Genomic DNA, 12,648 nt, shown 5'->3' on the forward strand with positions numbered 1-12,648 from the left:
CACCTCGTACCTATCGGGGTGATGACGTTACGCCCGTTATTTTCGCCAGGCCTCCAGCAAGTCCTTTTCCAGCACGCCGCTGGATTTGCATTCAAAGGGTTTCACTTTGTCATTGCCATCCGCAGCCGTCAGCCCGGCAACCCCGCTAACCTGCACCATGACATGACTTCCCTCCCCGGCGCTATAAATCTGCACCAGTATTCGATATTCCTCCGTCAGATTTGACGGGGTCGCCTGGTCGGTGCAATCCAGATAAAGTCCCGCCAGTTCGGCCTCGCTCCCGGCAGCCCCGATAACGCCAAGGCGACTGTCGGTCAACGTTGGAGTTATCCCTTTCGCGCTTAAAATGGCCAGGGTGCGCGTGAACAGCTCATCCGGTTTTCGGTTACCGATCAGGCTGCCGTCATCGGCTGCGGAAGGAACGGATGCATCACCTGTCGTGCCCTCGGCGGATTGATTACCGGCTTTTGTCGGCCCATACACCGACACGCAACCTGTCAGCATCAGCAATGCAATAGCGGTTAGTCTTCTCATCGACATTCACCTGTAATACATAGAGGCGCAGGCACTTAAACAACAAATCAGCGATACAATCATCAGATAACGCATTCCACTCTCCTTAGCGGTAATAAGCTGCGACGCAGCCGGACAATGCAAGACAGGCCATCAACAACAAAATCAAATAACACTTCATGACTCCTCCATAACCGTACAAATCCCTGTGTTTTATGCAGCCATACGAGCTGGCTGACGACAGAGGTTATTGCACTTGTTATGGTGCCGTCATCGGACGCCATCAGTGCCAGCGCTGACAGGACAAGGGCGTCGGGGATCATGGAAATAAAAAAGCCCCGGCAGTAAAACCGGGGCTTGCGGGTTAGCAATGCGTTTTAGGCGCTTTGCGCCAGGGGATCAACCAGAGCCAACGAGTTTTTCATCGCCTCTACCATATCGCCGTCTACGCAATAGTGGCTGAACTCGTCAAACTCGCTGTCTGAACACATGGTGACACCGGCTTTGCGATAGCGCATGGTCGAAGGCACCGCATGGCCGGAGGAACTGTGCAGCTCCTGAATACCGATGTCGACAAACTTGTGCAGGTTGCTGAGCCGCACGCCGGCACCGGCCATAATCACCGGTCCCTGGCTGGCCTGCACCAGATCGCGCAGTAAGGGCAATCCCAATTCCGCATTTTGCTGCTGGCCTGAGGTGAGTATCCGCGCCACACCCAACTGCGTCAGTTGATCGAGCGCCACCAGCGGATTTTGGCACATGTCGAAAGCGCGGTGGAACGTCACCGCCATATTACCGCTCAAACGCATCACTTCTTGCATGCGCGGCAGATCGATATGCCCTTCTTCATCCAGCATGCCCACCACCACACCGGCAAAGCCCATATCGCGGATCTGGGCAATATCATGCTTGATCACGTCAAAATCCACCGCACCGTAGCAAAAATCCCCACCACGTGGACGAACAATAGGGTGCACCGGCACACCGATCCTGTCGCGTGCCAGACGTAAAGAGCCATAGCTTGGCGTCAAGCCGCCCTCACTTTGGCTGGCACATAACTCTATACGATCGGCACCTGCCCGCTCGGCCGTCAGCGCGCAATCGACGCTATAGCAGCAAACTTCCAGTTTAATCATTGTCACCCCCAGATGACGGCTAACTTGCGACGGCCATTGTTAATTTTTCAATTTCTCATTTAGGCTCATAGTAAGCATAAGCCAGCTCAGGGTAGTAACTATGGCATTCAATTTTGATCTATGGGTAGACCGCAGTCACAGTGACAGCGTTAAGTGGGATAAATATCGCGGCCGCGACGTTATTCCGCTCTGGGTTGCCGATACCGACTTCCCGTCACCGCCGGCAATTATTGATGCCTTGCAGCAGCGCGTCGCTCATGCCGTATTCGGCTACGGTCATCCCTCCCCTGAGCTGATTGAGGTTTTTACCCGCCGTATGCTAGAGCGCTACGGCTGGCATATCAATCCTGAATGGCTGGTTTTCCTGCCTGGCCTGGTTTGCGGCCTGAATTTATGCGTGCGGGCTTTTACCACCGAGGGAGAAGGCACTCTGGCCCCCTCGCTAATCTACCCGCCGTTTCGTAAAGCAGCGAAATTTGCCGGCCGCACACAGCTACCGGTGCCGTTGACGCTGCAGGACCGGCGCTGGCTATTGGATTTCAGCGCTGTCGAAGCACAGCTCAGCGGTGCAGAGAGATTATTGATGCTGTGCAACCCGCAAAATCCCGGCGGCACCGTCTACCGCAGACATGAGCTGTTGCAACAGCATGAGTTTGCCAAAAAACATAATCTGGTTGTTTGTTCAGATGAAATTCATTGCGATCTGTTGCTTGAACCGGGGTGTGAACACATCCCCTTCGCCACGTTGAATGATGATGCCGCCCAGCGCAGCGTCACGCTGATGTCGCCGTCGAAAACCTTCAATATCGCCGGTCTTGGTGCCTCAATGGCAATTATTCCCAACCCGGAGCTGCGCAAGAAGCTGGTCCGTGCGCGCAGCGGTATTGTGCCGGAGGTGGATGTGCTCGCATTGGTTGCTGCGCAGGCTGCTTACCAGCATGGGCAAGCGTGGCTGGACGAACTGTTGGTTTATCTACGCGCAAACCGTGATTGGGTGATCGAGCGTATTAATGCCATGCCAGGGCTGGCACTGCAGCCCATCGAAGCCACCTATCTGGCCTGGATAGACTGCAGCCAGCTGCCGGTCGATAACCCGCACGCCTTCTTTGAACAGGCCGGCGTAGGATTAAGCCCGGGTCTGGATTTTGGCAACCGGCGCTTTGTCCGGTTGAATTTTGGTTGTCGGCGCGAACTGCTCAGCCAGGCGCTAGACCGCATGCTGCTGGCCACCCGCTCGCTGCAGCCCAATTAACCCTGTTCGCTGGCGACAATGTCCCTGATGGAATAAGGATGGAATTTGATCGTCACGGTGCCGTCGGTGATCGCCAGCGTTGGGTTCGGTAAACGTTCGCCTTCTCCCTTTGGTGAGCTTTGTTTCAGTTTGATGCCCGGAGCCAGCAGCGCTTCATCCGGCAAGTGGGCCAACGCACGCGCATAAAGCGTGGCCGGTTCGCCGCTAAGCACCAGCTCTACGTGTTCCCAACCTTCGTGCGGATAGCGCTTTTCGCCGGGGTAAGGCAGTTCGACACAATCAATTAACCAAGGCCCCACCTTAAGTGGCTGCTGAAGGTCAAACAGGCAAATAGGACGGCCATTGATCATCGCCTCCGACAGCAGCGAACCACACTGCTCTAACCCCAGTCGCCAGCGTTCAGCGGTAGTGTTTTGATGGCAGCGCAGCGAAACGTGGTCTGCAGTGAATTGGGACAGATCCAGATGCAGTTTTTCAGCAAACTGGCTCAGCGCCTGCTCAAAGCGCGGCAGATCCAGCGCTAAATCGTGAAGTTCGGCAATAGCCGGGAAGCTAGTCATAGGGTCCTCGAAACAACAAAAGCGGTTTTCAGGGGGGTAATTTACACGCCTGAGATGCCGCTAGCCACAGGGCCAGTCCAGCAAACTGCGTTTTTTTAGCAGAAGATGCCATCGCTGATTAACTTTTCGCTTTAGAAGACGTGAAAACGCACAAAAAATAACTTACCCTGTTCTTATTACTGCACGGGTTAGCATTTCCTGAATTTTAATTTCAGATAATGGCTATGGAATTAGTTTATAGTTTTTTCTTATGAACTGAACCATGAGAGTACTACTAACTTATTAAGCCCAAAAACACATCAAAATTGGCGTTAAAAAATGCTTAATAAATAGTTAATCCTCACGTAGTAAAAACCAATGAAAAACTTAATGGAATGAACATCAAAAACACAATGCACTGTTATTATTAAAATTATTATAATAAAAGCATGAGAATCCTCCTAAACGAGGCATCGACAATTGCTTGAAAATATCAATTGAGCTACTTTAGTGAAAATTGAGCCAGAGATAATCAATCATGTTTCTTTTAATAATCTCCCTATTGCTGGTCGTTATTGCCGTTTACGCGATCTTTCGCCACTTTAAATCGCGCCGCAATAATACGTTGGACGCTGGCCGCCGAAACAAAAAACACTAACCCTGCTATTTTATTTTCCCACAGACATCGTCTTTTTCTCGTTTTTCCCTTCAGCTTTGCCTTCCGCAACATTGGCGCTTTGCGGCGCCAGGCATAATCAAACTGCGACTTTCGCCTTCCCCCGCGCCAACTGCTGACGTCACTCATCAGATCGGTTACAATTGCAGGCTGTTTTGTGGTGGGTCGGCGTGTTGACGCGTGGCCAGTAAAACCACCTTTGAATCCCACAGGGGCATGGCATACGGCCCCTCGTTCGTCATTAAGGTAACCCGGTGAATATTCAGGTTCTTCTTTCAGATAAAGTCAGCCAGGCGCTGATTGCCGCAGGCGCGCCAGCCGATTGCGAAGCGCAGGTCCGTCAGTCCGCCAAAGCGCAGTTCGGCGACTATCAGGCTAATGGTGTGATGTCCGTCGCCAAGAAACTCGGCATGCCGCCGCGCCAATTGGCAGAAAAAGTGGTGCAACTGCTTGATCTCGGCGACGTTGCCAGCAAAGTGGAAATCGCCGGTCCCGGCTTTATCAATATCTTCCTGAACAGCGACTGGGTCGCGCAGCAAACTGATTTGGTGCTTGGCGCGCCAAAACTGGGTATTGCGCCCGTCAAACCGCAAACCATCGTGATTGACTACTCAGCGCCCAACGTGGCGAAAGAAATGCACGTCGGTCACCTGCGCTCCACCATTATCGGTGACGCTGCGGCACGCACTCAGGAATTCCTGGGGCATAAAGTGATCCGCGCCAACCACGTGGGTGACTGGGGTACCCAGTTCGGCATGCTGATTGCCTATCTGGAAAAAATGCAGAACGAAAACGCCAGCGATATGGGCCTGTCCGATCTGGAGCAGTTCTATCGTGAAGCAAAGAAACACTATGATGAAGACGCCGAGTTCGCCGAACGCGCCCGTGCCTACGTGGTAAAACTGCAAGGCGGCGATCAATACTGCCTGAAAATGTGGCGCAAACTGGTCGATATCACCATGGCGCAGAATCAGCTGACCTATAACCGCCTGAACGTCACCCTTACCGAAGACGATGTTATGGGTGAGAGCCTGTACAACGCGATGCTGCCGGGCATCGTGGCCGATCTTAAGGCCAAGGGGCTGGCGGTAGAAAGCGAAGGCGCCACCGTGGTATTCCTCGACGAATACAAGAATAAAGACGGCGAGCCTATGGGTGTCATCATCCAGAAGAAAGATGGCGGCTACCTGTACACCACCACCGACATCGCCTGTGCGAAATACCGCTATGAAACGCTGGGCGCCGACCGCGTGCTCTACTACATCGACTCACGCCAGCATCAACATTTGATGCAGGCCTGGACCATCGTGCGTAAAGCCGGTTATATCCCAGACTCCCTCTCGCTGGAACACCACATGTTCGGCATGATGCTGGGTAAAGACGGCAAGCCGTTCAAAACCCGTTCAGGCGGCACGGTGAAACTGTCCGATCTGCTGGATGAAGCGGTCGATCGCGCAGGTAAACTGATCGCCGAGAAAAACCCGGACATGCCAGCGGAAGAGATGCAAAGCCTGGCCAATGCCGTGGGTATTGGGGCGGTTAAATACGCCGACCTGTCGAAAAGCCGTACCACCGACTATATCTTCGACTGGGACAACATGCTGGCGTTTGAAGGCAATACCGCACCTTACATGCAGTATGCTTACACCCGTGTGGCTTCCGTATTCAAACGTGCCGGTGTCGACGAAAGTAATCTGACCCTGCCGCTGGTGATGACCGAAGAGCGCGAAATTGCGCTGGCGACCCGCCTGCTACAGTTTGAAGAAGTGATCACCACCGTGGCGCGCGAAGGTACCCCGCACGTGATGTGTAGCTACCTGTACGATCTTGCGGGCCTGTTCTCCGGCTTCTACGAACACTGCCAGATCCTGAATGCAGACAGCGAAGAAGCGCGCCAGAGCCGCCTGAAGCTGGCACTGTTAACTGCCAAAACGCTGAAAATCGGTCTGGATACGCTGGGTATCGAAACCGTCGAACGTATGTAAGTCATCACGCTGAAGACGAGAAAGGGTCGCCGAGGCGACCCTTTTTATGTTCTGAAAGTGGGAAAGCCCAGTTACGCCACTCGCCGAGCAAAATCGCGGGGACGGAAACCCAAGCCTGCCAATACGCCGAAGTAAGCCACAATACCTGCTACCACTACCACTGCCAGACGCAGCAGGCGTGCCAGCATATTGCCCTGATCCCAGGCAGGCATCAGCCACATCACCCCGACCAATACTACCGACATCACGATCACCGCAATCACCAGTTTAGTCAGAAACAGAGCCCAACCCGGTTGCGGGTGGAAAATCTTCTGCTTGCGCAACTGCCAATACAGCAGCGAAGCGTTAATACAGGCTCCCAGACCAATCGACAGCGAAAGCCCCGCATGCTTTAACGGACCGATAAACATCAGGTTCATCACCTGGGTTAAGATCAACGTGATAATGGCAATCTTAACCGGCGTTTTAATGTCCTGACGCGAATAGAACCCTGGCGCCAACACCTTCACGACGATCAATCCCATCAGTCCCACCGAATAGGCCACCAGCGCACGCTGGGTCATGGCGGCATCGAAGGCGTTGAACTTGCCGTACTGGAACAAAGAGACGGTCAGCGGCTTGGCCAGAATGCCCAGAGCTATGGCGCTCGGCAGCGCCAGCAGGAAGCACAGGCGCAGCCCCCAATCCATCAAACGCGAATATTCATCGTGGTTGCCGCTGGAAAAACTTTTCGCCAGCGACGGCAGCAGGATGGTTCCCAGCGCCACGCCCAGCACGCCGGAGGGAAACTCCATCAGGCGGTCGGCATAGTACATCCAGGACACCGAACCGGAGACCAGGAAGGAGGCGAAAATGGTATTGATGATCAGTGAGATCTGGCTGACCGAGACGCCGAAAATGGCTGGCCCCATCTGACGCATCACTCGCCATACGCCCGCGTCGCCAAGCTTGAGGCGCGGCAGCACCAGCATGCCGATCTTCTTCAGATGCGGGAGCTGGTAGCCCAATTGCAGCACGCCGCCCACGACGACCGCCCAGGCCAGCGCCATCACCGGTGGATTGAAGTAAGGTGCGGCAAACAGCGCGAACCCAATCATGCTGACGTTAAGCAACGTCGGCGCAAACGCCGGGATCGAAAAACGGTTCCAGGTATTAAGGATTGACCCCACCAATGACGCCAGCGAGATCAGCAGAATATACGGAAAGGTCACCCGCAGCAGCGACGAGGTCAATGCGAATTTGTCCGGCGAATCGACAAAGCCCGGCGCGGTAATGTAAATCACCCATGGGGCGGCCAGCATCCCCAACACCGTCACCACGGCCAACACCAGCGTCAGCAGTCCGGAAACGTAAGCGATAAAGGTACGCGTTGCTTCTTCTCCCTGCTGGCTTTTGTATTCGGCCAGGATCGGGACAAAGGCTTGCGAAAAGGCCCCCTCGGCGAAAATGCGCCGCAGCAGGTTAGGCAGTTTGAACGCCACGAAGAAGGCGTCCGTTGCCATACCGGCACCAAATACCCGCGCCACGATGGCGTCACGGGCAAAGCCCAGCACCCGTGAAAACATCGTCATAGAGCTGACGGCTGCCAGTGATTTTAGTAGGTTCATGTGGTTTTTTGATGTGCCCTGTAAATGTCGACGCCTGCATCAGCAGGCGTCAGTAAAACTATCGGCTAAGTTTACCCGTACGTCGCAGAATAGCTACTCTCATATGTTACATGGAGTTATGTTACAAATTGGCGTCTCGCAACAGGCGTTCAATCACCCGCTGGGCAGCGATCGCCTGCTCTCCGGCAGTTTCCGGCAGCGTTTGGTTACTGACGGAGGCCAGGAAATGACGGATCGCGCCGTCAAAACCGCGCTGCGCCAGCGTGGTTTGCCAGCCGGGTGCCGGCTGTTCCAGCACGCCTTGTGAATCTTCCCGCAGCCACTGACGCATATCGTTTACTTGATAGATTGCGCCGTCCGTTACCGCCTGTACGCTTTCGCGCTGGCTGCCGGCCCGACGATGCATACTGGTGGTCACCAGCGTTTCTCCGCATTCAAAATGGTGTTCGGCATAAACCAACTCACCGGCATCGTTAATGCGCAGATTACCGCTAAGCCGTTGCCCAGCGTCGCCGCCCAACCACAGTGCGGTGTCCACCACGTGCAGGTAATCGTCCAGCAGGGTAAAGCGCGCATCGTTGGGTCCGACGCTGTCGGCACGATGTTTATCCATGCGAATCGACGCCGGTTGGTTCATATCCTGCTTCAACTGACGGTACAGCGGTGCAAAGCGACGGTTAAAGCCAACCATCAGCGCCTTGCCCTGTTTTTCAGCCAGGGCCAGTAGCTGTTCGCCCTGTTCCACGGTCTCCGCCAGCGGTTTGTCGACATAAACGTGAACGCCATATCGCAGCAGCTCGCCAATCACCTGAAAATGGCTGGCGGTGCTGCTGTGAACGAACACCGCATCACACTGCTGCGCCAGGCTGTCGAGCCCCGAAAAACAGGCCATGCGATAGCTGTCGCAAATGGGCTGTGCCTTTTGCTGATTCGGGGAGAAACCGCCGACTAACGTCCAGTCTGCCGCCTGGCTGAGGATTGGCAGATAAGCCTTTTGAGCAATACCGCCCAACCCCACCACGCCAACGCGTAATTTACTCATGCGATCCCCGCTCCAATAACGCCTGCACTTGCTGTTTAAGCTGCGCCACTTCGTTTTCCAGCGTACTCACTCGCTCGTGTAAATCGCTGTCATTGGCCGTTGATGCTTCCGCAGGTGCCTCGTCAATCTGGCCGCTGAACAAATGCATAAACCGGCTTTCACGTTTGCCCGGCTCCCGCGCCAGCCGCACCACAAAGGGGCCATCCTCACGCGCACTCAGCTGTGCCAGCACCTGCTCCACTTCGGTAACATCATTAAATTCATGCATGCGGTTGGTTCGGGTACGCAATTCCCCAGGAGTTTGTGCGCCACGCAGCAGTAAAGTGGCGATCACCGCCAATTCAGCGGCGCTCAGCTTGAGCTGACCAAACTCTGAATTGCAAAAACGCTGTTCATATTTGACCACCCGATTGCCGAAACCGCTCAGGGTGCGCAAAAAGTGTTTCTTTAACAGCAGATCCAGCACCTGCTGAACTTCGTTTTCAGCAAGATCCATCACCGGTTCGCGGTTGGTTTTCTGATTGCAGGCCAGGGTGATGGCATTGAGAGAAAGGGGATACTGGTCCGGGGTGGTTACCTGCTTTTCCAGCATGCAGCCAATCACCCTGGCTTCTTTAGCGCTTAATTCATATTTCATTATTTTGCCTCAGCGTGGCGGTAGCCATTCTTTATTGGTTAAAGCTGTCAGTACGTGATCCTGCCACTGCCCGTCGATCAGCAGATAATCCTTGGCATAACCCTCACGTTCGAATCCCAGGCGGGTCAGCAGTGCGCCACTGCGCTGATTGTGCGGCATATAGTTAGCCATGATGCGGTGCATACGCTGCTGGCGCAGCATATAGCGGATGGAGGACTGCAACGCTTCAAACATCAGCCCCTGGCCCTGCCATTTCTCGGCCAGCGAATACCCGAGGAAACAGGCATGGAATGAGCCGCGCAGCACGTTGCTGAAGTTGGCCACGCCGCGCACTTCATTTTCTTCCGGATCGAGCAGGATAAAATAGTAGGCGCTGCCCTGTTTTTGCATTTCAGTGATCATCCCCAGCCGCGCTTGCCAGCCGGAAGGATAACAGTGGCTTTCATCCCGAACCGGTTCCCAGGGTTTAAGGAAGCTTCGGTTTTCGGCATAGTATTCCGCCAGCCGGTAGGCATCGCGTTCATGAACTAAACGGACAACCAGTCGGTCGGTGGTGAGGCGTACTTTTGGTGATGCAGAGCGGTAGCCAAACATCATTTCCCCCGCGGTCAGAACGGTTCGATAAGAAGTATTTATTGGGCGCACGTTTGGACAATAATCCGGCGACGAACCTATTCTGAGCCATTATTTCTCAACCATCGGCGCAGAACCGCACTTACCCTCATTTAATATAACCGCAGCCTGCCCCAGAGGTAAAATCCCGGTAGCTCAGTAAATAAGCGATTAGTCATTTTACGACTATTTTCGTGCCGTTTTGCCGCGCAGGTAACGTATTGACGATAAAAAAATATTATCTATCCCGCCCCTATCGGCAATACGGGATTGGGTACACACTAGAGCGGTTGCACTCCTCTCCCTCTTAATTGCTCGTGGTGAAGCATGTCTCTGGTATCGCAAGCGCGGAGCTTGGGTAAATATTTTCTATTACTCGATAATTTGTTGGTGGTTTTAGGCTTTTTTGTGGTCTTCCCGCTTATTTCGATTCGCTTTGTCGATCAGCTTGGCTGGGCGGCGGTGGTGGTCGGCGCAGCGCTGGGTTTACGCCAGTTGATCCAGCAAGGCCTGGGGATCTTTGGGGGCGCGATAGCCGACCGATTCGGCGCCAAACCGATGATTGTCACCGGCATGCTGATGCGCGCGGCAGGCTTCGCCACCATGGCGATGGCCGACCAACCCTGGATACTGTGGTTCTCCTGTGCCCTGTCCGCCCTCGGCGGCACGCTGTTTGATCCGCCGCGTACCGCATTGGTGATTAAGCTTACCCGCCCGCATGAACGCGGTCGTTTTTACTCCTTGTTGATGATGCAAGACAGCGCCGGTGCGGTCATCGGCGCCCTGATCGGCAGTTGGTTACTGCAGTATGATTTTCACTTTGTCTGCTGGGTCGGTGCGAGCATTTTTGTGCTAGCGGCGGGCTGGAATGCCTGGTTGCTGCCGGCATACCGAATTTCTACCGTTCGCGCCCCCATGAAGGAAGGCATGATGCGTGTCCTGCGCGATCGCCGCTTCCTGACCTATGTACTGACCCTGACCGGTTACTACATGCTGTCGGTACAGGTGATGTTGATGCTGCCGATCGTCGTCAATGAAATCGCTGGTTCACCGACGGCGGTGAAATGGATGTATGCCATTGAGGCCGCACTGTCGCTGTCACTGCTCTACCCGCTGGCGCGCTGGAGCGAAAAACGTTTCCGTCTGGAGCAGCGGCTGATGGCCGGGCTGTTGCTGATGACCCTCAGCCTGATCCCGGTCGGGCTGGCTACCAGTCTTCAGGGCGTATTTACCCTGATTTGCTGTTTCTATCTCGGCTCCATCATCGCCGAACCAGCGCGTGAAACCCTCAGTGCTTCGCTAGCGGATCCGCGCGCACGCGGCAGTTATATGGGATTCAGCCGGCTTGGTCTGGCGCTGGGCGGCGCTGTGGGTTATACCGGCGGCGGTTGGATGTACGACACCGGCCATGCGGTTGGCATGCCGGAACTGCCCTGGATACTGCTTGGCATCGTGGGACTGATAACCCTATTCGCCCTTTATTGGCAGTTCAATCCACGCAGCATCGCATCGGAAGCGCTGCCCGGCGGCTGAGATTTTTCTCTAAGTTGCCAGAAAATCAGCCGAATTACCCACAGCTGCTATCCTGATAGTAAAAACATAAACGGGAGAAGTTGGCGATGAGTGAAGAAGACAAATTACCGCAGCTGTTGGAACACATGGTACTGAACCTGCGCATGATCTACGCGCGGTCAACATTGGTAGAAAAAGCGCTGGCCCACGTCATCGCTGACAATGCCACTTTAAAGAGCGACATCATCAAACAGCTACAGATAGTCAACGCCAGCAACGAGCGTGATAAAATCGATTTGGAAGAAGCACGCATGCATTTGATAGAAGTGATTAATTCCGTTCCGACAAAAAAATAATCCCTGCTTTGGCCCGCGCAGTCTGTACGGGCCAAACACCAATTACGCACCTTCCAACAATAACTTTTCGCGACAGCCTCAGTATGCTGTGATAACTATTGCTGTTGAAACCTGACAACCGGAGCAAGCATGAAACTGTTTATCTACGATCATTGCCCATTCTGCGTTAAAGCCCGCATGATTTTCGGCCTGAAAAACCTGCCCGTCCGCCTGGTCACCCTGCTCAACGACGATGAAGCGACGCCTGTCGGCATGATTGGCAAAAAAATGGCGCCGATTTTACAAAAGGATGACGGCAGCTATCTTCCTGAAAGCATGGATATCGTGCATTACGTTGATAACCTCGACGGCAAGCCGCTGCTGACCGGTAAAACCAACCCGGCGATCGCCGACTGGCTGCAACGGGTCAGTGGTTATAGCATCAATCTACTGCTGCCGCGCTTTGCCAATGCCGACTTCGAAGAGTTCGCCACTGACAGTGCACGCCAGTACTTTAGCGACAAAAAGCAGGCCTCGATCGGGGATTTTTCCGAGCACCTTGCTGACAGTGCCGATCTGATTGCCCAACTGGAGGACGACTTGCGAACACTTTCCGGCCTGGTGGTCTCCGCAGACGCGGTGAATGGCACGCTGTCGGAAGATGATATCCACCTGTTCCCCCTGCTGCGTTCGCTGTCGATCGTCGCCGGACTTACGCTGCCGGAAAACGTAGAAGCTTATCGCAACCGTATGGCGCAACGCAGTGACGTCCCACTGCTGTTCGATATGGAACAGTAACCCC

13 protein-coding genes are annotated in these 12,648 nt (G+C 54.3%); 5 read left to right on the forward strand and 8 right to left on the reverse strand.

Annotation, left to right across the window (positions count from 1 at the left end; all coding sequences use genetic code 11):
- Positions 1-36: 36 nt before the first annotated feature.
- Positions 37-534 carry a hypothetical protein gene (locus NR114_RS10135; protein ID WP_176983464.1) on the reverse strand — a complete coding sequence of 166 codons (498 nt, stop codon included), beginning with the start codon at positions 532-534 and terminating at the stop codon, positions 37-39.
- 356 nt (positions 535-890) lie between these two features.
- A complete protein-coding gene (gene cutC / locus NR114_RS10140; RefSeq protein WP_020827274.1) occupies positions 891-1,649 on the reverse strand; it encodes a copper homeostasis protein CutC in 759 nt (252 codons plus the stop codon).
- Between the two features lie 100 nt (positions 1,650-1,749).
- On the opposite strand from cutC, the gene NR114_RS10145 reads away from it, so the two are divergent.
- On the forward strand, positions 1,750-2,901 hold the full coding sequence (locus NR114_RS10145; RefSeq protein WP_116690310.1) for a MalY/PatB family protein: 1,152 nt from the start codon (positions 1,750-1,752) through the stop codon (positions 2,899-2,901).
- Here NR114_RS10145 and NR114_RS10150 read toward each other — a convergent pair.
- Together NR114_RS10150 and NR114_RS10155 are read right to left on the reverse strand one after the other, a co-directional pair.
- Positions 2,898-3,461 carry a VOC family protein gene (locus NR114_RS10150; RefSeq protein WP_115058650.1) on the reverse strand — a complete coding sequence of 188 codons (564 nt, stop codon included), beginning with the start codon at positions 3,459-3,461 and terminating at the stop codon, positions 2,898-2,900. The two genes, NR114_RS10145 and NR114_RS10150, sit on opposite strands and share 4 nt — an antisense overlap.
- Positions 3,462-3,999: 538 nt before the next feature.
- Positions 4,000-4,245, reverse strand: coding sequence for a hypothetical protein (locus NR114_RS10155; RefSeq protein ID WP_165367011.1), 246 nt, complete (start codon positions 4,243-4,245; stop codon positions 4,000-4,002).
- Positions 4,246-4,370: 125 nt separating this feature from the next.
- On the opposite strand from NR114_RS10155, the gene argS reads away from it, so the two are divergent.
- The gene (argS, locus tag NR114_RS10160) at positions 4,371-6,101 is read left to right on the forward strand and encodes an arginine--tRNA ligase (RefSeq protein WP_020827278.1); all 1,731 of its coding nucleotides are present in this window, start codon (positions 4,371-4,373) and stop codon (positions 6,099-6,101) included.
- 71 nt (positions 6,102-6,172) lie between these two features.
- Here argS and murJ read toward each other — a convergent pair whose 3' ends face one another.
- The 4 genes from murJ to rimJ all read right to left on the reverse strand — a co-directional run bounded on the left by murJ (position 6,173) and on the right by rimJ (position 9,981).
- A complete protein-coding gene (murJ, locus tag NR114_RS10165; RefSeq protein ID WP_041414637.1) occupies positions 6,173-7,708 on the reverse strand; it encodes a murein biosynthesis integral membrane protein MurJ in 1,536 nt (511 codons plus the stop codon).
- Between the two features lie 121 nt (positions 7,709-7,829).
- The gene (locus NR114_RS10170) at positions 7,830-8,750 is read right to left on the reverse strand and encodes a Gfo/Idh/MocA family protein (RefSeq protein WP_116690308.1); all 921 of its coding nucleotides are present in this window, start codon (positions 8,748-8,750) and stop codon (positions 7,830-7,832) included.
- Positions 8,743-9,387: a YceH family protein gene (locus tag NR114_RS10175; protein ID WP_048760134.1), complete on the reverse strand. Its 645-nt coding sequence runs from the start codon at positions 9,385-9,387 to the stop codon at positions 8,743-8,745. Before NR114_RS10175 ends, NR114_RS10170 begins: the two co-directional genes overlap by 8 nt.
- Positions 9,388-9,396: 9 nt before the next feature.
- The gene (gene rimJ, locus NR114_RS10180) at positions 9,397-9,981 is read right to left on the reverse strand and encodes a ribosomal protein S5-alanine N-acetyltransferase (protein ID WP_020827282.1); all 585 of its coding nucleotides are present in this window, start codon (positions 9,979-9,981) and stop codon (positions 9,397-9,399) included.
- Between the two features lie 345 nt (positions 9,982-10,326).
- Here rimJ and mdtH point away from each other — a divergent pair, with 345 nt between their 5' ends.
- The 3 genes from mdtH (at position 10,327) to grxB (ending at position 12,644) form a co-directional block, all read left to right on the forward strand.
- Positions 10,327-11,532, forward strand: a complete 1,206-nt coding sequence (gene mdtH / locus NR114_RS10185) for a multidrug efflux MFS transporter MdtH (RefSeq protein WP_174574348.1) — start codon at positions 10,327-10,329, stop codon at positions 11,530-11,532.
- An 86-nt stretch (positions 11,533-11,618) separates the two neighbouring features.
- Complete coding sequence (locus NR114_RS10190; RefSeq protein ID WP_020827284.1) at positions 11,619-11,867, forward strand: hypothetical protein; 249 nt, start codon at positions 11,619-11,621, stop codon at positions 11,865-11,867.
- 129 nt (positions 11,868-11,996) lie between these two features.
- Positions 11,997-12,644: a glutaredoxin 2 gene (grxB, locus tag NR114_RS10195; RefSeq protein ID WP_234530062.1), complete on the forward strand. Its 648-nt coding sequence runs from the start codon at positions 11,997-11,999 to the stop codon at positions 12,642-12,644.
- Positions 12,645-12,648: the final 4 nt, after the last annotated feature.

It is taken from the genome of Serratia sp. Ser99 (genome assembly GCF_024519545.1).
Taxonomy (GTDB): Bacteria; Pseudomonadota; Gammaproteobacteria; order Enterobacterales; family Enterobacteriaceae; genus Serratia; species Serratia liquefaciens.

Coding starts and splice junctions, on each gene's coding strand:
- NR114_RS10150 (WP_115058650.1), bottom strand. CDS start 3,461: ATGACTAGCTTCCCGGCTATTGCCGAACTTCACGATTTAGCGCTGGAT.
- rimJ (WP_020827282.1), bottom strand. CDS start 9,981: ATGTTTGGCTACCGCTCTGCATCACCAAAAGTACGCCTCACCACCGAC.
- murJ (WP_041414637.1), bottom strand. CDS start 7,708: ATGAACCTACTAAAATCACTGGCAGCCGTCAGCTCTATGACGATGTTT.
- NR114_RS10170 (WP_116690308.1), bottom strand. CDS start 8,750: ATGAGTAAATTACGCGTTGGCGTGGTGGGGTTGGGCGGTATTGCTCAA.
- NR114_RS10190 (WP_020827284.1), top strand. CDS start 11,619: ATGAGTGAAGAAGACAAATTACCGCAGCTGTTGGAACACATGGTACTG.
- cutC (WP_020827274.1), bottom strand. CDS start 1,649: ATGATTAAACTGGAAGTTTGCTGCTATAGCGTCGATTGCGCGCTGACG.
- NR114_RS10135 (WP_176983464.1), bottom strand. CDS start 534: ATGAGAAGACTAACCGCTATTGCATTGCTGATGCTGACAGGTTGCGTG.
- NR114_RS10145 (WP_116690310.1), top strand. CDS start 1,750: ATGGCATTCAATTTTGATCTATGGGTAGACCGCAGTCACAGTGACAGC.
- grxB (WP_234530062.1), top strand. CDS start 11,997: ATGAAACTGTTTATCTACGATCATTGCCCATTCTGCGTTAAAGCCCGC.
- NR114_RS10175 (WP_048760134.1), bottom strand. CDS start 9,387: ATGAAATATGAATTAAGCGCTAAAGAAGCCAGGGTGATTGGCTGCATG.
- mdtH (WP_174574348.1), top strand. CDS start 10,327: ATGTCTCTGGTATCGCAAGCGCGGAGCTTGGGTAAATATTTTCTATTA.
- NR114_RS10155 (WP_165367011.1), bottom strand. CDS start 4,245: ATGAGTGACGTCAGCAGTTGGCGCGGGGGAAGGCGAAAGTCGCAGTTT.